Genomic DNA, 18,157 nt, shown 5'->3' on the forward strand with positions numbered 1-18,157 from the left:
CCGATCCGCGTCATGGGTCACTGCGATTCCATGTCCAGCATTCCGATGGACTTCTCACGCATCTCGACTTTCCGCACCTTTCCGGTGACCGTTGTCGGGAATTCATCGACGACGTGGACGTACCGCGGGATCTTGTAGCCCGCCAGTTTTCCCTCGCTGAATGCACGAACCGCAGCGGCGTCGAGCGGTACCGAATTTTCCCTCATCCTTATCCACACCATCAGTTCTTCGCCGTACTTCGCGTCGGGAACTCCGATTACCTGAGCGTCGAGGATGTCGGGGTGGGAGTACAGAAACTCCTCGATCTCTCGGGGGTAGATGTTCTCTCCCCCTCTGATGACCATGTCCTTGATCCGCCCCGTGATGGCGACGTAACCGTCGGCGTCCATGACTCCGATGTCACCGGTGTGCATCCACTCCTCGGCGTCGATGGCCTCGGCGGTCTTTTCCGGGTTCTGCCAATACCCGGCCATGACGGAATAGCCTCGTGTGCACAGCTCCCCCGGCTCACCGCGCGGTACGGTCTCCGCGGTCGTGGGGTCGACGATCTTCACCTCGAGATGCGGACCTACTGCACCCACCGTCGAGACTCGTTGATCGATAGTGTCCTCGCTACGAGTTTGCAGCGAGACGGGCGAAGTTTCGGTCATGCCATAGCAAATGGACACCTCACTCATTCCCATTCTGTCGATCACCTGCTTCATGATCTCCGCAGGGCACGGCGAACCCGCCATGATGCCGGTCCGCAGACTCGACAGGTCGAACGAATCGAACTCAGACAGCGCAAGTTCGGCGATGAACATCGTCGGAACGCCGTACAGCGACGTGCACCTCTCCTTCTCGACGGCGGCGAGCGTGGCAGCAGGCTCGAAAGCTCGTCCAGGGATCACCATGGCGCTGCCGTGGCTTGTGCAGGCAAGGTTGCCCATGACCATGCCGAAGCAGTGGTAGAACGGCACTGGGATACACACTCGATCCTCGGCCGTGTAGTGGCACAGCTCGCCGACGAAGAATCCGTTGTTCAGAATGTTGCTGTGGCTCAGCGTGGCACCCTTGGGGAATCCTGTTGTACCCGAAGTGTATTGGATATTGATCGGATCGTCGACCCGCAGTTGGTCCTGCACGTCGGCGACCATTCGTGGTCGCTCGGCCAGCGCGCGATGCCCGCGATCGGTCATCGATTCCCAACCGAAGCTGCCGATGTATACGACTTCCCGCAGATCAGGAGCTTCCGCACGGGCCTCTTCGATCATGGCCGCGTAGTCCGCTCCCTTGAACTCCTGCGCCGACAACAGGACCGACACGCCTGATTGCTTCAGTACGAACCGCAACTCGTGGGTGCGGTAGGCCGGGTTGATATTGACCAGAATGGCACCGATTTTGGCGCTCGCGTACTGCGCCAGTACCCACTCCGGGCAGTTCGGGGCCCAGACGCCGACGCGATCGCCCTTCGAAACGCCTTGCACCAGCAGGCCCGCGGCCAACAGTTCCACGTCCGCGAGGAACTCCGAATAGGTCCACCGCCGGTCGGACACGACATCTACCAGCGCATCATGCCCGCCGTACAGCGATGCAATTCGATCCAGATTTGCTCCGATAGTGTCTGCGAGCAGCGGCTGAGACGACGCTCCTGACGCATAGCTGAGTGTCTCCATGACTCCCACGATAGTGAGCTGCGTCACCGAGGACCACCCCCGGACAGGGGTACTCAGTCGAGCGTCATGGTCTCCGAGAACTCGAGAACGTCCGCTCGAGAAGTGTCCTTCAGCGCCACACCCGAACGCCCCAGGGTGCGCGCACCACGCACGAGTCCGGCAACGATCTTCGCGGATTGCCGATAACCCAATCCTTCCGGTGGATGAATGTTCGAAATGCAGTTTCGGTCGGCGTCCGACCTACCTGGTGCAGGTAGATGCGTGAGATAGATGCCCAGGCTGTCCGCCACCGACAGTCCTGGGCGTTCACCGATCAGCACGACGACAGTGCGCACCCCCATTGCCTCTGCGATGTGATCGCCCAGTGCCACCCGAGCCTCGGTCGCGATGACCGGCGGCGCCATCGAGTACAGGTCTGCCAATTCCTCGACAAGCGCTTCCAACATCGAGGTTCCATGATCGGTCAGTGCGCGCGGCGAGAGTCCGTCGCTCAGCACGAATCCGATATCGAACTCCCCCGGCGTGATCGAGGACAGATCGTGGGGCTGTCGGCCTAGGTCCGGTCTGCGGAGATACTCCGCGCGCGAAGTCGCCTTCGATGTCACGACGGCGGGAGCACCGATCCCTACCCGCTCGACGGCGACTGCGAACGAGTCCACCTCCAGTGGCGTGTGTACGGCGTCACGGGCCGCGGCATGTGCGGACCTGAGCTCGAGAACACGTCGCGTCGGCAGTGAATCGCCGGTGCGGCCCAGCCCGATTCGAGCCTGCGTACTCAGTCTCAGGTCCGCCCAGAAGTCGGTGGGTTCGATCTCGGTCATCGCGTGCCCGTCAGTGCTCGTAACGGAGAACCCGTTGCATCGACGTCGAGTATCCGACCATGGGAGTCCACCATGCCCAGGCGATCGAGCCAGGCTGCGAATTCGGGCGCAGGCTTCAACCCCAATACCTGGCGCACGTACAGGACGTCGTGGAAACTCGAACTCTGATAGCCGAGCATGACGTCGTCCGCACCGGGAACGGCGATGACGAAGGCCACTCCGGCGGCGCCGAGCAGGGTCAACAGCGTGTCCATATCGTCCTGATCGGCCTCGGCGTGGTTGGTGTAACAGACGTCGACACCCATCGGTAGGCCGAGCAGCTTTCCACAGAAGTGGTCCTCGAGCCCGGCTCTGATGATCTGCTTACCGTCGTAGAGGTACTCGGGTCCGATGAATCCGACGACGGTGTTGACCAGCAACGGTTCGAGGTCGCGGCATACCGCATACGCCCGCGTCTCCAACGTTTGCTGGTCGACTGGTTTGCCTCCCATTCCAAGGTGCGCGCCGGCGCTCAGCGCTGAACCCTGGCCGGTCTCGAGATACATGACGTTGTTGCCGACGGTTCCCCTGTGCAGCGATCGACCTGCTTCGTTGGCTTCACGGAGGAGCGAAACATTAACGCCGAAGCCAGAATTGGCGCCCTCGGTTCCCGCCACGGACTGAAAGACCAGGTCGACGGGAACACCTTTTTCGATCAGCTCCATCGTCGTCGTGACGTGCGATAGTACGCAGGACTGCGTCGGGATCTCGAAACGCTGACGGATGTCATCGAGGAGATGCAATAGGTCCGACGTCGCATGAGGTGAATCGGTCGCCGGGTTGATTCCGATGACGGCGTCCCCCGACCCCAACAGCAACCCGTCCAGCGTCGCCGCCGCGATACCGCGTGGATCATCGGTCGGATGATTGGGTTGCAGCCTCGTGGCGAGGGTTCCCGGCAGGCCTATCGTCGTACGGAACGCTGCGGTGACCTCGACAGCACGTGCCACTGCGATCAGATCCTGGTTCCGCATGATCTTGCTGACTGCAGCCACCATCTCGGGGGTGAGCCCGGGTGCCACTGCGCGTAGTGTCGCAGCAGCCGAGGTCGAGGCAGCAGTGTTCAGAAGCCAGTCACGGAGTCCTCCTACCGTCAGATGCGAGACTGCGCCGAACGCGACTCGGTCGTGCGAGTCGATGATCAGTCTGGTGACTTCGTCGGTTTCGTAGGGAACCACAAGATCCTGCAGGAATACTCCGAGAGAGACTTCCGACAGTGCCCACTGTGCTGCGGCACGCTCTGCGTCCGATTGTGCTGCGCACCCGGCCAATTCGTCGCCCGAGCGCAATGGCGTCGCTTTGGCCATCAGTTCCACGAGAGAGTCGAACTGGTAGGTGGTGCCCGATATCTGCTGCGTGTAGATGGTCATTCGAGCTCTGCTTCTGCCTTCGCCAACGCTGCGAACTCTTCGTCGGGTGAGTTCGCAACCAGGTGATGGCGGCTGTAGACACCGAAGTACAGCATGAAAGCAGCGAATACTCCCAGGCACCAGAGCGCGGCAGTACTGTCGACCAGGAACGTTGCGACGACGGCCAGCGCAGCGATTACCAGCGCGAAGCCGGTAGTGACGATGCCACCGGGAGTGCGGTACGGGCGTTCCATCTCCGGTTCTTTGCGACGCAGCACGATGTGGCTGATCATCATCAGAACGTAACTCAGCGCGGCGCCGAACACTGCCATGTTGAGCAACATCGCACCCTGCCCGGTCAGCGAAAGCAGAAAACCGATGACGCCGGGCACGATGAGGGCAAGAACGGGAGCTTTGCGAGAGTTGGTGACAGAAAGCGTCTTCGGTAGATATCCGGCACGAGAGAGCGCGAACAACTGCCGCGAGTAGGCGTACATGATCGAGAAGAAGCTGGCGACAAGGCCGGCAAGTCCGATGTAGTTCACCACCTTGGCTGCTCCACTGTCGCCGAGCGCTTCCACGAGTGGATTGCCCGAGGACTGCATCGCCTCGGCCCCACCTGCGCCCGTGACGAGGAAGAGCACCGAGGCGCCGGTGACGAGCAGGATGCCCATTGCAGCGATGATGCCGCGCGGGACGTTCTTGGTCGGGTCCTTGGCCTCCTCCGCGGCGAGTGGCACTCCCTCCACTGCGAGGAAGAACCAAATCGCGAACGGGACCGCTGACCAGATTCCGAGGTATCCGAACGGCAGGAAGCTCGACGCGCCCGCTGCATCCGTCGGGGCGATGTCGGTGAGGTTGCTCGCGTCGAACTTTCCGAGCGCGGCGAGGACGAAGATCACCAATCCGACCAACGCGATGGCGGTGATGACGAACATGATCTTCAGTGCCTCACCAGCGCCGGTGAGGTGGATGCCGATGAAGATGGCGTAGACCGCCAGATATACCCACCACCCATCGGTGATTCCGAAAAGGCCGAGGGATTCGACGTAGGCCCCGATGAAGGTGGCGATCGCGGCCGGCGCTATCGCGTATTCGATGAGAATCGCCGTACCGGTGGCGAACCCACCCCACGGCCCGAGTGCACGCCTGGCAAAGGTGTAGCCGCCTCCCGCCGCTGGGAGTGCCGAGGACATTTCGGCCATTCCGAGCACCATCGCCAAATACATTCCGGCGATCAGTACGCCCGCGATGAGAAGTCCGCCGAACCCACCTTGTTCGAGACCGAAGTTCCACCCCGAATAGTCCCCGGAGATAACGTAACTGACACCGAGTCCGGCAAGGAGGACCCAACCGGCCGTGCCTTTCTTCAACGTTCGTTTGGCGAGGTAGTCGCCGCCTTCGACGTGTGAATCGACACCGCCGTGATGGGATGCCGTCGGATCGCTGACAGACATGAAAGTCCTCTCGTGCAAATGGAGGTTCTCGCGCGTGGGTTGCGCGAGTCGGCTCAAGATAGGCCCGCTGTGTAAGCAAAATGTCATCTTTCGATGACGAGGGAATTACGGCGTCCTACGTCACTTGGTTGACGTCACCGATGTCGCCCTCGTCCGGTTCCGCGACTGTCAGCACTGCGTCCACAACAGCGTCGTTGGTCTCTAGCGCACGTTCCAGTCGCCGGAGCGTGTGCGCGATCGACGATTCGATGGCGTCACCGACGAGATCGACACTTGCCACAACATAGATCTGCTTGGGCCCGACGAACTCGATACGAACGGAGTTCACCGACGCAACACCCGGTAGCTCTTCGATCCTGTCGACTACTGCTTGCCATAGTGCTCGCGACCCGGGTTCGCCGGTGAGAAAACGGCGGTTCCGGTCGATCAGAACGAATGCGACGATCGCCAGAAGTATGCCGACGAGAATGGAACCCATCGCATCCCACGCCGCGTTGCCGGTGAGCTGGTGCAGCCCGATTCCGGCTCCTGCAATGACCAGGCCGATCAACGCGGCAGCGTCCTCGGCGAAGACCGCGCGAAGCGTCGGGTCCGAGGTCTGCAATGCCTGGTCCAGAAAGTCGCGCTCGTACTCCGCTGCCTCACTACGAATCTGGCGAGCGGATTGGAGAAACGACACTCCTTCCAGAATGAAGGCGATCGCCAGTACGGCATAGGCCACCTCGTAGTTCTCGGCGCTGGACTCGCCTGCGAACAACGACGTGATTCCATGCCAGATGGACACGGCCGCACCGGCGACGAACAGGCCGACGGCCGCAAGCGTCGACCAGAAGTAGGTCTCTCGTCCGTGTCCGAGCGGACGTTCGTCGTCCGGGCCGCGCGAGCCCCGCTTGTTGGCGACGAGCAGGAATATCTCGTTGCCGGTGTCTGCCCACGAGTGCGCGGCCTCGGCGACCAGCGAAGCGGAACCGGTGATGACTGCGGCTACAGTCTTGGCGACAGCGACGCCGAGATTCGCCAGGAAGGCGATGATCACAGTGCGAAAGCTGTTGCCGCCGGTAACTGGGGCGGTCGTGGAACTCTTCATCGGTTCGACACTCTTCATCGGTTCGAACTGGCACGTTGTCAGCCTTGGAGCATCCCGGGTACCGGACACGCGTCCGCAGCTACGGCGACCACCAGGATGTCCTCGGGCACTTCGGGTCTGCGCCCCTCTTCCCAGTCGAGTCCGACGATAGGCGGATAGTTCTCGAGAAGTTCGTTCTCCGCGCCCGTGAACGCACGTCCACGGCTGAGGAAACGTACGCCCTCGGGTGATTCCAAGGAAAAGCCTCCACCGCGCCCCGGCACGACGTCCAGTACGAGTTGAGTGTGCTTCCACGCTTGAAACTGAGAACCAGATATCCAAACCGGAACGGCGTCAGTGCCTTCGGGAAGGTTGTCCGGGATATCTCCCACGCCGAGACGTAGGTCCAGAAGACCCAACAACACATCCCGGTCACCGACGATGAATTCCCCTGCGGGATAGCACATCGGCGACGACCCGTCACAGCATCCACCGGACTGATGCATCATCAGTTCCCCGTGGATACCGCCGAGGCGACAGAGAAGCTCCATCGCCCCGGCGGTTGCTCGTAGACGCGCAGGCGGGGCCGGAGCCGCAGGCCTGCCGGACATCAGAAGAAGCCCTGAGCCTTTTGGGCGTAGCTCACCAGAAGGTTCTTCGTCTGCTGGTAGTGGTCGAGCATCATCTTGTGATTCTCACGTCCGATGCCCGATTGCTTGTACCCACCGAACGCGGAGTGCGCCGGGTACTGGTGGTAGGTATTGGTCCACACACGACCAGCCTTGATGTCGCGGCCGGCACGGTAGGCGACTCCTCCGTCTCGCGACCAGACGCCCGCTCCGAGTCCGTAGAGCGTGTCGTTCGCGATCTCGATGGCCTCTTCGTAGTCCTTGAAGGAGGTCACCGAAACAACTGGTCCGAAGATCTCCTCCTGGAAGATTCGCATGTTGTTCTTGCCGGTGAAGATCGTCGGCTGCATGTAGTAGCCACCGTTGAGATCTCCACCGAGTTGGGCGCGCTCACCGCCGGTGACGATCTGTGCACCTTCGCCCTTGCCGATTTCGATGTAGGACAAGATTTTTTCGAGCTGATCGTTACTGGCCTGTGCACCTATCATCGTCTCGGTGTCCAGCGGATCACCCTGACGCACAGCCTTCGTGCGGATCGCAGCGAGGGCCAGGAACTCGTCGAATATGTCAGCCTGGATGAGCGAACGCGACGGGCAGGTGCACACCTCACCCTGATTGAGCGCGAACATCGTGAAGCCTTCGAGCGCCTTGTCCTGGTAGTCGTCGTTGTGGGCAAGGACGTCGGAAAAGAAGACGTTGGGGCTTTTGCCACCGAGCTCGAGTGTGACCGGAATCAGGTTCTGAGACGCGTACTGCATGATCAGACGGCCAGTGGTGGTCTCACCGGTGAAAGCGATCTTGGCGATCCGGGGGCTCGAGGCAAGTGGCTTGCCCGCTTCGACACCGAAACCGTTGACAATATTGAGCACTCCCGGCGGCAGGAGGTCGCCGATGATCGAAATCAAATGAAGGATCGAGGCCGGCGTCTGCTCGGCAGGCTTGAGCACGACGGCATTGCCGGCAGCAAGTGCGGGCGCGAGCTTCCAGACCGCCATGAGGATCGGAAAGTTCCATGGGATGATCTGGCCGACCACGCCGAGTGGCTCGTGGAAGTGGTAAGCGACAGTGTCGTTGTCGATCTCGGAAAGCGAACCTTCCTGTGCACGAATGCAACCCGCGAAGTAACGAAAGTGGTCCACTGCCAGAGGGATATCGGCGTTCAGGGTTTCGCGGATCGGCTTGCCGTTGTCCCAGGACTCGGCGAGCGCGATGGATTCGAGGTTTTCGGCGATTCGGTCAGCGATCTTGTTGAGGATCACGGCGCGCTCGGCAGCGGATGTCTTACCCCATGCGGGAGCAGCGGCATGCGCAGCATCGAGAGCCAGCTCGATGTCCTCGGAGGTCGAGCGAGCAACCTCGCAAAAATTCTCACCGGTGACAGGGGTCGGATTCTCGAAGTACTGCCCCTTGACCGGCGGCACCCATTCTCCACCGATCCAGTTTTCGTAGCGTGGCTGGAACGACATGATTGCTTCGGCCGTACCGGGACGGGCATAGACGGACATCTAGTGACTCCTTCTGATCAACCGAACTGATGTGATTCAGAACACTAGGGTTTGCAACGTTGCAACTACGTTGCTGTGCTGGGCAGCAACTACGTTGCTGTGCTCGGCATGGATCGAATCAGACACCCAACTGGCGGTCGAGTAGATCGATACGCGCGTTGACCTGGCCGTAAAGCGCAGAATCTGCGTTCAAACTGGCGCGATACGCCTCCCAGGCAATTACGTCGGTGCGACCGTGGATCGAGGAGGTCCACTGGGCGAGCAAGACAGGGTCGCCGACACGAAGCAGGGCTGCTTGCATCCTGGATCGCAGTTCTTCGCGAATTTCGTCGATGCCTGGTGCCGACGAACCTGGAAGCACGGGCCCCGAGTAGATCCGCATCGCGGCCTCCACATCACCGCGGTCGAGCGCACGGCGGATATCACTTACATCCGAGGCCAGTTCACCGACCAACCGGTACGGTCGAGATGCGAGCCCGGACGCGCCGAAGGTCTTCCGTAGACGCGACATCTCGGCACGGATCGTCACGGAGTCGAGTTCGTGTTCATCGAGTAGCACAGCGAGATGATCCGAACTCAAACCTTCAGGGTGATCACCCAGCAGCAACAGTATTTCCGCATGCCGTTGCGACAGCGCCACCCTACCGCTGCCACGCACCAACCCTGGCCGCCCGCTCCCGAGCACTTCGAGGCGAGGTGCTGTGTCCCCCAGCGACTTCGGAGAATTCATCAGATGCATCCGAAGCTCGGACTCGGCCGCAGCCACGGTCGCACGGATCAGTGAGAGCACTTCGGGCACAGCAACTCTCGGGCCACCGGTGATGTCGATTGCGCCGAGAATATGTCCACTCGTCGGATGATGTACGGGAGCCGCCGAGCAACTCCACTCGTGCACCGAACGGGAAAAGTGCTCGGCCGCGAAGATCTGGACGCAATGATCGACGGCGAGCGCCGTCCCCGGCGCATTCGTTCCCTTGGACTCTTCACTCCAATCGGCACCCTCGGCGAAGTTCATGGTCAGAGCGCGATCCTTGGCGGTCGCATCCCCCTCCACCCACAACAATCTGCCCTCGGCATCGGAAATCGCGACCAGCAGACCGGTGTCGGCTGCATCCTCGACGAGCAGCTTGCGGATGACCGGCCTGATGATCGACATCGGGTGACCGTCGCGATATCGCTCGAGTTCGGCGCCGGAAAGGGCGAGCGAATCGTTTCCACCGTCCGGATTCACACCCTTGGTTCGGCTGCGCAGCCATGAGTCCAGGACTACCGATCGGACGGAATCGGACGATGGCGGTTCGTCGTCGACGAAGAGTCGGTGCGCGGTGGACATCTCGCGGGCGAGAACATCGACGTCTTCACCTGGGCGAACGGCAATCCAGGGGTTGCCCTGCCCTGGAAATCTAGCTGTCATTCCGATGCACGCCTTCCCGCATGTTCACGCCACTGTAACGCAGCTCACATAGTTCAGGATACAGCTATGCGATTACCGCGCCGAGCCTCGAGGTGTGAGGTCTTACAGCTCCAACCTCGAGAAGAAATGACTTACGTCATGGACGCCGAAAGGAAGTCCGCCGCACGCTCGGCGAGCATGACTGCAGTCGCATGCGGTCCACGCGTAGGGACAACAGGAAAGGCAGATGTGTCGGCCACCATCAGACCCTCGATCCCCTGCACGTGCAACCTATCGTCGAGAACGCCGTTGTCGTTGCCCATCGCGCAACTCCCCGAAAGGTGAAGCGAAGTCCCCAGTCGACTCAGCAGAGGGTCGCCCCGGACTTCGAGCACCTCGATCGGATGGCGCCTCGACAGCGTTCCGAGCAATTCGGCAACACGATCGAGCCCCGCCTGGACTGCGCGACGATCGCCCACCGATTCCAAGTATCGATATTTCACGATTGGGGCAACCATGGGGTCCGCTGACACCAGCGTGATGTCGCCACGACTGTCGGACCTCATCAGGCCGACGCCGATCATCGGGTCACCGATCGGCAGTCCGGGGATCAGTCGATCGAACGCCGCTGTGTAAGGGCGTATTTCCAGATCATCGACATGCAGCACTTCTTGTAGGGGTGACGCGGGCTCGAAGGGTAGCGGTGCTCGATAGTGGACGCCGACTTCTGGATGATCGCTGAACTCCCGACCCACGAACGGGTGATCCAGAACGACCGGAACACCGAGCTCCGCAATGTGATCCGCAGGACCTACACCGGAGAGCATGAGCAACTGCGGGGTGCGAACCGCCCCTGCACAGAGGACCACCGATGGTGCAATGACCCGCGAAACACGTCCGTTACGAACTACTTCGACGCCCGTCGCACGGGTTCCATCGAAAAGCACTGCCAAAGCCGTTGTTTCAGTGAAGACATCCAGATTGGATCGGTAGAGTACCGGAAGTACATATGCTGCAGCAGTATTCACTCTTCTACCGTCGACGACATTGAGTGGAACCGCACCTATTCCGCAGGCGGAAGTCGGATCGTTCATGTCCGGATCCCCGGGGTAGCCAAGCGTGATAGCCGCGTCGTGGAACAGTTTCGTGATCTCGTTCTGCACCCCGCGAGGGGTCCGCGCCACCGGCATCGGACCACCTCGACCATGCCACTCGCCAGAGATATCCAGATCGGTTTCCGACTGCAGGAAGAAGGGCAACACGTCGTCGAAAGACCAGGAAGCCGGCCAGGCGTCGAAGTCTCGAGGCCTACCCCGCACGAAGTACCCACCGTTGACTGCGCCAGAACCTCCGAGGACTCGACCACGTGAGATCCAGCGGGTGATCTCGGGCGTCAGTTCCGCACGGTACGTCGATATCCAGGGGCTCGACGGACCGACAGGCAGGACGTGTGCGTCAATGATCTCCGGCGGGTACGTCCCATCGCTCGAGGGCCCGGGCCCACTTTCGACAAGCACTACCCGACAATCCGGATTCTCGCTCGCTCGCGATGCCACGACGGCACCACAAGAACCGCCACCTACGACGATCACATCGGCGTACGAAGCCTCGACCGGGCTCACGTGTCCATGCGAGGAGTCAAAGCCTTCAAGCTCCGAGACGTGGCAGCACCTCGCCATAGGCCTGTGCCGTACGCGATGTCGTCGACCCGCTTGAAAAAGGCGTACCGTACCGGATCCAAACCGCCGAGTTCACGATGGTTGTACCAGTCGGCCAGCGCTTCGGCAACAGCTAGTCCGAGCGCAATCTTCCTGATTCGACTCGAAAGCAACACTGCCAGCAGGGTTATCGGCCAATAGTGCCGACACATCGCCGATGCAAGTTGCCAAATCCCTGCTACGAATCCTTCGGCTGCGAGTATCGCGGCGATGCGCGTGGGCTGATCGAGCCCGACGAACATTCGACGTAGTCGACCGATGGTCACTGTGAGAGTCGCCAGTGCGCCCAGCAGTCCGATCTTGGTGAAACTGATAGCGAACAAGGTCGCGATCAGGGTCCAGGGTGACATCGAAATCGGCGGGACCATTCCGGGGTGACGCTCGGCAAGAGGGCTGGCGCCGGTGCCGTAGAACAGTTTGCGGCCGAACCACCGTCCGAACGTCACTCGATGATCGTGAGCCACGTGCGCCACGGGTTCGTATCGCAAGCACCAGCCGGCTTCCTGCAACCTCCAGCACAGATCGACGTCCTCGGCGACATGCATCGATTCGTCGAACCCATTGCATTCCTCGGCTACGCGCCTACGTATCAACATGGCTGCGCTGGGGACGTAGGACACCGAACTACCCGCCCGAACGGCCGCTTCCCGGCGACCGAGATCGAGAGAGGAGCGAGCATGCTCGTACCTGGCCAAGGCGTTGCCCTCGGGTTCGAGAGCAACGATACGAGGAGCGACGAGCGCCACCGCCGGATCCGAGAAGTGCCCCAGCATCACCTCGAGCCATCCCTTGCGGGGAACGACATCCGAGTCGAGAAAGGCAACGAAATCTGTTGTTGCACTCCGAAGTCCCGTGTTTCGAGCTGCCGCAGGCCCTCTGGAGGTCTCGTGACGTAGGACCGTCACCCCACCGACACTCCAGGCCATCGGCGGCGCGGTCACCGGCTCGTCGGATCCGTCGTCGACGATGATGACGTTCAAGCCGTGGAGTGCAGGAAGCAACCTGCCGAGACCGGATGCATTGTTCTTCATCGGAACGACGACAGTCACGTCCTGCGGAGACGGGATGGACATCGGCCGCGGGTTGGCGACGCCGGAGTCCAGCAGTTTGCGCGCAACGAGCGCGGACTGCGAGTCGGTGACCTCGAGAAACCCGTCGCCGATCATGGCGGCAGCGGTAGGTGCAAGCTTCAACATTCTGGTGGGTGAGCCACCGATCAACACTCGACCTTCGGAGTATTTGCGAACACGAGGATCGACTCGTACCCCGAATCCATCAGGTAACCGACCTTGACCCATCAGGTGATCGTAAGCGGACATTGCGCCGCTGTGTCATCCACTGCCCTAAATTTCGAGGAACATACTCGGAGCCGGTTTCGACCGGACGGTTCGGGGACCTGAATCACGTCAACATTCCAGTGTTGGATGGTGCCCACCGACGCACCGCAGTGCTGCCCCGTGCACACATGTCCTGCAGTACTACCTCGCCCTCATCCCCGCTGGACAGTCGCGGGTCACCGAGTATCCCGTTGGGTGATACCGCCTTCGTGCCCCCTGCACGCAGGCGCGGAAGCAAAGAATTGATCGTGTCGGTATTGCCTACCTCCGCACGGGACATGTCGACGACGTCGGGTGAAAGGTAGAGCAGCAGTGAAGTTTCGGTGCGCCCGGCGTGCGCGTCCGCGCCGGGGACGGCACAGGGCAGCCACGCGACATCGCGGCCCTCGTAACGCAGCAGTCCGACGGCGGAGATCAGCGTCGAAACGTTTCCACCGTGACCGTTGACGAATACGACACGCTCAGCCCAACGGCACGCCGAGCGTCCGTACTCGACCAGAACTGCGTGCAACGCGTCCGAACCGATGGATACGGTCCCGGGAAAGCCCTCGTGCTCCCCACTTGCTCCGTAGGCGATCGCCGGAGCAAGAACGGTGTCGGGTAGCCGCTCCGCGAGCGCCTCGGCGATGCGGGTATCGGTGTCCAGCGGCAGGTGCGGTCCATGCTGCTCGAACGATCCGACGGGCACAACGACGGTCTGAGCGCCTTGCACTCGCGGCCACCCACCGATGCCTAGTCGCGACGGCTCGGTGACGGGTGGCGGCAGCATTCCGATAATGCTATCGGACGCTTGCCCCACGCTCTCCACCGAATCTTCACACATACGAAGCAATGTCGAACTAATGTGCCGCTGGTGTGATACCGGAAGGAACTTACATGCCACCACGACGGAGATCAGTACTTCTTGCGCAACTGAGTATTGCGACCCTCAGTGAGCGACAACCTACTAGATCAGCTTCCTTTTCCTGTGGATCGTCCAGGCCGCTGTCTTCTGGCGAGGAATGGAGTCCATCCGCAAGTTCATCGATTTCTGCGGCCCCGCCGTCTACGTCGTCATGTTCATGCTGTGCGGTTACCTCATCTGGAAAGCAGGCTGGCGCGCAATCGATCTCAATCTGGGTGGGGTTCAGCATACGGGGTGGAGTTCGATCCCGATCATGCTCGGAGCCGTCGCGCTCGTAGTCTCCCATTTTTCGGGTCCGATGCTCAGATTCGGTGACTTCTCGCGCTACGCCAAGTCCTACGCGGCAGTGAAGAAAGGAAACTTCCTGGGTCTACCGGTCAACTTCCTGAACTTCTCGATCCTCGTCATCGTCACAGCGTCACAGCGTCACAGCGTCACAGCGTCACAGCGTCACTGACGTTCACGATCGCCACCATCGGCATCAGCATCGTCGCAAACTTCATCTCCCCCGCGTTCGACTTCTCCAACGTCAGCCGGCAGCGGATCAGTTGGCGTGCCGGTGGAATGGTCGCTGCCGTGGGCTCGATCCTGATCACACCGTGGAACCTGTACAACAACCCGGACGTCATCCACTTGACCCTCGACGCTTTCATCGGACCGCTGTTCGGCGTCCTGATCGCCGACTACTATCTGGTCCGCAAGCAGAAGGTCGTCGTCGACGAGTTGTTCGCGATGTCACCGGCAGGACGGGAGATCGGTGGCATGTCTACCGCGTCGAAACACAGCTGGTTCATCGGCTGTGCAGTCGGATTCGTCCTCTGCTACTTCCTCGCCACCAAGACGAAGCTCGCTGTGACGAACGTCGACGCTCCGACCAAAGCACTGGAACTGCCGCGTGTACATCAAGGTCATCAACCCGAACACCACCGCTTCGATGACCGCCAAGATCGAAGAATGTGCCCGGGCCGTCGCAGGCCCGGACACATTCTTCGAGGCAGTCAGCCCATCGATGGGGCCTACCTCCATCGAATCCCACGTCGACGAGGCTCTCAGCATCCCAGGCATACTCGAGCAGGTAGTCCTCGGTGAGACGCAGGGCGTCGACGGATATGTCATCGCGTGCTTCGGTGATCCAGGGATGGATGCCGCCCGTGAGGTGGCATCGGGACCTGTCGTCGGGATCGCCGAGGCGGCAATGCATACAGCAAGCTTCCTCGGGCGCAGATTCTCCGTCGTGACCACACTGGAGCGAACCACTGGACGAGCGTTGGACCTAGCCGCCCACTACGGGATGTCGAGTCGGTGCAGAGGTGTCCATGCCTGTCGAATTCCAGTACTGGAACTGGAGACCGACGCAAATGCACCCAAGGTCATCACCGAAACTTGTCGCGAAGCACTGCTACGCGACGGCAGTGATGCCATCGTCCTCGGCTGCGCCGGTATGGCCGACCTGTGCGAAGACATTCAGAACGCGATCAGCGGTACCCGTCGTTGATGGTGTTACTGCCGCAACGCTGTTCGTACAATCACTCGTTGCCATGGGGTTGAGGCCAAGCAAGAGTGGCGAGTTCGCACCACCGCCACCCAAACCCTACGCCGGACTGTTGGCGATCTTCGGAACCGAAGTGTCGTCACGACTGCGCCACAACCACTATGCGCCAACGTCCTTCCGTTCCTGCGGAAGGTCCACAACCGCTACCACTCGGTCGCGAAGGTCGGATATCAGGGGGAATACGGCATCTCGTGGATTTTCACCGCGGACAAGCCGAATTGGGGAACCAACGACACCGTCGATTCGTAACGGCACCGTTGGTCCACAGACTCCTATTTCACCGCGTCGACCTCGACCTCGACGAGCCATCCCGGAACTGGGAGTGATGCGACCTCGAGCGCGAAGCGCGACGGTCGTGCGGCATTTCGTTCCATCGGCGCCGCAGGCTCAGCGGTGCCCATCGGCACGAGTTCGGTCTCGTTGCTGTCGAGATCGGTGTTGGCGAAGAATTGCCGATACGCCCGATTCCAACCAGAATAGTCAGCCCGCTCGGTTCCTGGAGCATTATCCAGAAACACCCGCATGGTTACGACGTCTTCGAGCGCGTATCCCTCGGCTTCGAGATTGCTTCTGATCTTTTTCAGGACACCGATTCCTTGGGCCTCGGTCACGCTGACGCCTGCAGGCAGTGTGCCGCCGGAGAACTGATCAGTGTCGATATAGGACTCTGCGCTACCCTCCGGAGCTGCCTTGTTCATCGCTGATGGTCCGATCCCGCTGGTTTTGTACACCGTTGCATCGCTGCCGATCTCCACTCCCTGCGCAATCATCGGGGTCGCTTCGCCGGGTTCGATGACCGAGCGTGCGCCGGATGCCGCTGATGGCTCGACTGCTGGATCGGTTTCCGACGAGCACGCCGCAGCGAAGAGGACTGTCCCGGCGGCAAGGGCTGCGGTGAACGAACGTGTGGCATTGGACATTGAGTGTTGTTCCTTTCGAGAGAGATTCGGGATCAAGACGCGGTGACGCGGGCATGAATGGCAGTGACGACGTCGCGAGCGGAGGTGAATGCACCATGCTGCCAAGCGATTGCATTGGAAAGGTGATCGCCCGCGAAATAGATCCGGTCGACAGGTTCGAGCAACTTCTCGTATTCAGGGGTGGCCATCCCGCCATGTGAGTCGCCCGCTCCGGCCCATGAAACCCAGGCCGATTCCGAGAATTTTGTTCGACGCCAACTACCAGAGAAGGACGACGCTATGTCCTTGGTGTACTTGTCACCGTGGATCATCGAGCCCTCTGCCAAGGCCTTGGCCAGTCGTTGCTTGTGCGTCAGTGACTCGAATGCTTGGTGTCTTCTGCCGGTATTGTAGTAGCCGACGACAACTCCGCGATCGGAGTTGTAATGGTCGTACGGGAACATGATCTGCGAGATGTCCATGTCCGTATTGCTGGCGCCGCCATAGATGCGCTCGTCGGTCTCCCACCAGCGCCTCGAGTACTCGATTCCGAGCTTGCCCGACGGCGTGGCCTTCGCCGCATTCAACGCAAGGAGTACGTCGGATGGGAAATTGTTGTCCAGACGCTTGACCAGAGCCGGTGGGATTGTGCAGATCACATACTCGGCCGAGATCGATTCTCTCACGCCATCTTTCGTGTACTCGACCGTGGCACCGTCGGAGGTATTGTTCATCGCGGTCACCTCCGCGCCGTAGACGATGTTGTCCAGCCCGATTCTGTCCTCGAACGCGTAATAGATCTGATCCATGCCACCTACCGGTGAGAACATCAGCATGGCCTGGTCGTATCCGAACTCGAAGCTGAAGTTTCGTCCGATGCCGCTTCGGATGACGTCCGACATACCCTGAGGCTTGGTTTCGGCACCGAAGTTCAAGCCGCCACCCGGCTCGGAGTCGTACCCCCGACGGGTCGAACCGAGATAACGGCCGTCGTCCGAGAGGTCACCGAAGCTGCTCAGAAACTCCGACAGCGCGTCCTTGTCATCGGGGGTCAGAACGTCGTCGAGTGCTCCACGACTTGCGGCCTTCTGCAACAACTCCGACATGTAGCCGTAGGTGTCGGCCTTGGCCGCGCGATAGGACACCGACTGCCGCGACAGCGCAGTATCGCTCTTGTAGTTCACCAACGTATTCGCATTCTGGTTGCCGAAAGTCTGCAGTTCGACGCCCAGTTCCTTGCAGTAGTCCATAGTGATGTGACTCTGCGGGATTCGGGTCGCGCCTACGTTGTAGAAATGCCCTTCTGAGAACGCGCACTTCTGAGTCTCCCCGTTCAGGTCCGTTTCCTCGGTGCCTGAGCGCGCCGACCACACGCGACCCCCTGGCCTCGCCCGCGCCTCGACGATGGTGACCGAGTAACCGGCCTTCTGTAACTCGTACGCCGCGCACAATCCGGCGGGCCCGCCACCCAGCACGACCACGGACGGGCTCCCCTCGACCCTACCCAGCAAATCTGCCATCGCCGGAGCCTGGAATCGCGACGGCGAAGCTGCGGCGGTAGGAGCAAGGCCGAGCGTGGACATCGCACCGTAGGCCAAGCCCGCACCGCCGGTGACGCCGAGTCCCCGCATGAACGATCTCCTTGTTACTGCCATGTGTTCTTACACTCCTTCTGCCGGATTCTCTTCACGCTTACTGCCAGACCAGCTGGTTTCGATTCCGGTCAATCGTGGAACTCGAAAGAGTCGGAGATGGAAATGCGGCGATACCATCTCCGAACTCCGTGTGAGAAAACATGCGGCGGTTGTCCAGGCGTTCTCATTCGCAGGAACC

13 protein-coding genes and 2 pseudogenes are annotated in these 18,157 nt (G+C 60.8%); 2 read left to right on the top strand and 13 right to left on the bottom strand.

Annotation, left to right across the window (positions count from 1 at the left end; genetic code table 11):
• Positions 1–17: 17 nt before the first annotated feature.
• The 11 genes from BJI47_RS17200 to mftE form a co-directional block, all read right to left on the bottom strand.
• Positions 18–1,655: an AMP-binding protein gene (locus BJI47_RS17200; protein WP_176224937.1), complete on the bottom strand. Its 1,638-nt coding sequence runs from the start codon at positions 1,653–1,655 to the stop codon at positions 18–20.
• Between the two features lie 53 nt (positions 1,656–1,708).
• Complete coding sequence (gene eutC, locus BJI47_RS17205; RefSeq protein ID WP_088944884.1) at positions 1,709–2,476, bottom strand: ethanolamine ammonia-lyase subunit EutC; 768 nt, start codon at positions 2,474–2,476, stop codon at positions 1,709–1,711.
• Complete coding sequence (locus BJI47_RS17210) at positions 2,473–3,885, bottom strand: ethanolamine ammonia-lyase subunit EutB (protein WP_088944885.1); 1,413 nt, start codon at positions 3,883–3,885, stop codon at positions 2,473–2,475. The genes eutC and BJI47_RS17210 overlap by 4 nt, the downstream gene beginning before the upstream one ends.
• Positions 3,882–5,321 carry an ethanolamine permease gene (gene eat / locus BJI47_RS17215; protein ID WP_088944952.1) on the bottom strand — a complete coding sequence of 480 codons (1,440 nt, stop codon included), beginning with the start codon at positions 5,319–5,321 and terminating at the stop codon, positions 3,882–3,884. Before eat ends, BJI47_RS17210 begins: the two co-directional genes overlap by 4 nt.
• A gap of 115 nt (positions 5,322–5,436) precedes the next feature.
• Positions 5,437–6,408 carry a cation diffusion facilitator family transporter gene (locus BJI47_RS17220; RefSeq protein WP_088944953.1) on the bottom strand — a complete coding sequence of 324 codons (972 nt, stop codon included), beginning with the start codon at positions 6,406–6,408 and terminating at the stop codon, positions 5,437–5,439.
• 38 nt (positions 6,409–6,446) lie between these two features.
• Complete coding sequence (locus BJI47_RS17225) at positions 6,447–6,998, bottom strand: DUF779 domain-containing protein (RefSeq protein ID WP_254900660.1); 552 nt, start codon at positions 6,996–6,998, stop codon at positions 6,447–6,449.
• On the bottom strand, positions 6,998–8,521 hold the full coding sequence (adh, locus tag BJI47_RS17230) for an aldehyde dehydrogenase (protein WP_088944887.1): 1,524 nt from the start codon (positions 8,519–8,521) through the stop codon (positions 6,998–7,000). The genes BJI47_RS17225 and adh overlap by 1 nt, the downstream gene beginning before the upstream one ends.
• A 118-nt stretch (positions 8,522–8,639) precedes the next feature.
• On the bottom strand, positions 8,640–9,935 hold the full coding sequence (locus tag BJI47_RS17235; RefSeq protein WP_088944888.1) for a helix-turn-helix domain-containing protein: 1,296 nt from the start codon (positions 9,933–9,935) through the stop codon (positions 8,640–8,642).
• A 131-nt stretch (positions 9,936–10,066) separates the two neighbouring features.
• Positions 10,067–11,536 carry a mycofactocin system GMC family oxidoreductase MftG gene (gene mftG, locus BJI47_RS17240; protein ID WP_254900661.1) on the bottom strand — a complete coding sequence of 490 codons (1,470 nt, stop codon included), beginning with the start codon at positions 11,534–11,536 and terminating at the stop codon, positions 10,067–10,069.
• Positions 11,533–12,930: a mycofactocin biosynthesis glycosyltransferase MftF gene (mftF, locus tag BJI47_RS17245; RefSeq protein WP_176224938.1), complete on the bottom strand. Its 1,398-nt coding sequence runs from the start codon at positions 12,928–12,930 to the stop codon at positions 11,533–11,535. Before mftF ends, mftG begins: the two co-directional genes overlap by 4 nt.
• A 103-nt stretch (positions 12,931–13,033) precedes the next feature.
• Positions 13,034–13,738: a mycofactocin biosynthesis peptidyl-dipeptidase MftE gene (gene mftE / locus BJI47_RS17250; RefSeq protein WP_088944954.1), complete on the bottom strand. Its 705-nt coding sequence runs from the start codon at positions 13,736–13,738 to the stop codon at positions 13,034–13,036.
• A gap of 184 nt (positions 13,739–13,922) precedes the next feature.
• On the opposite strand from mftE, the pseudogene BJI47_RS17255 reads away from it, so the two are divergent.
• Positions 13,923–14,728 (top strand): annotated as a pseudogene (locus tag BJI47_RS17255) (cytosine permease); the annotation flags it as partial.
• Between the two features lie 40 nt (positions 14,729–14,768).
• Positions 14,769–15,495: pseudogene (locus BJI47_RS17260) on the top strand (aspartate/glutamate racemase family protein); the annotation flags it as partial.
• Positions 15,496–15,697: 202 nt separating this feature from the next.
• On the opposite strand, the gene BJI47_RS17265 reads toward BJI47_RS17260, so the two are convergent.
• Together BJI47_RS17265 and BJI47_RS17270 are read right to left on the bottom strand one after the other, a co-directional pair.
• On the bottom strand, positions 15,698–16,345 hold the full coding sequence (locus BJI47_RS17265; RefSeq protein ID WP_088944891.1) for a Rid family hydrolase: 648 nt from the start codon (positions 16,343–16,345) through the stop codon (positions 15,698–15,700).
• Between the two features lie 32 nt (positions 16,346–16,377).
• A complete protein-coding gene (locus BJI47_RS17270) occupies positions 16,378–17,955 on the bottom strand; it encodes a flavin monoamine oxidase family protein (RefSeq protein ID WP_088944892.1) in 1,578 nt (525 codons plus the stop codon).
• Between the last annotated feature and the right edge of the window lie 202 nt (positions 17,956–18,157).

Origin of the sequence: Rhodococcus sp. 1168 (assembly GCF_002091955.1) — a bacterium.
Classification (GTDB): Bacteria; Actinomycetota; Actinomycetes; order Mycobacteriales; family Mycobacteriaceae; genus Rhodococcoides.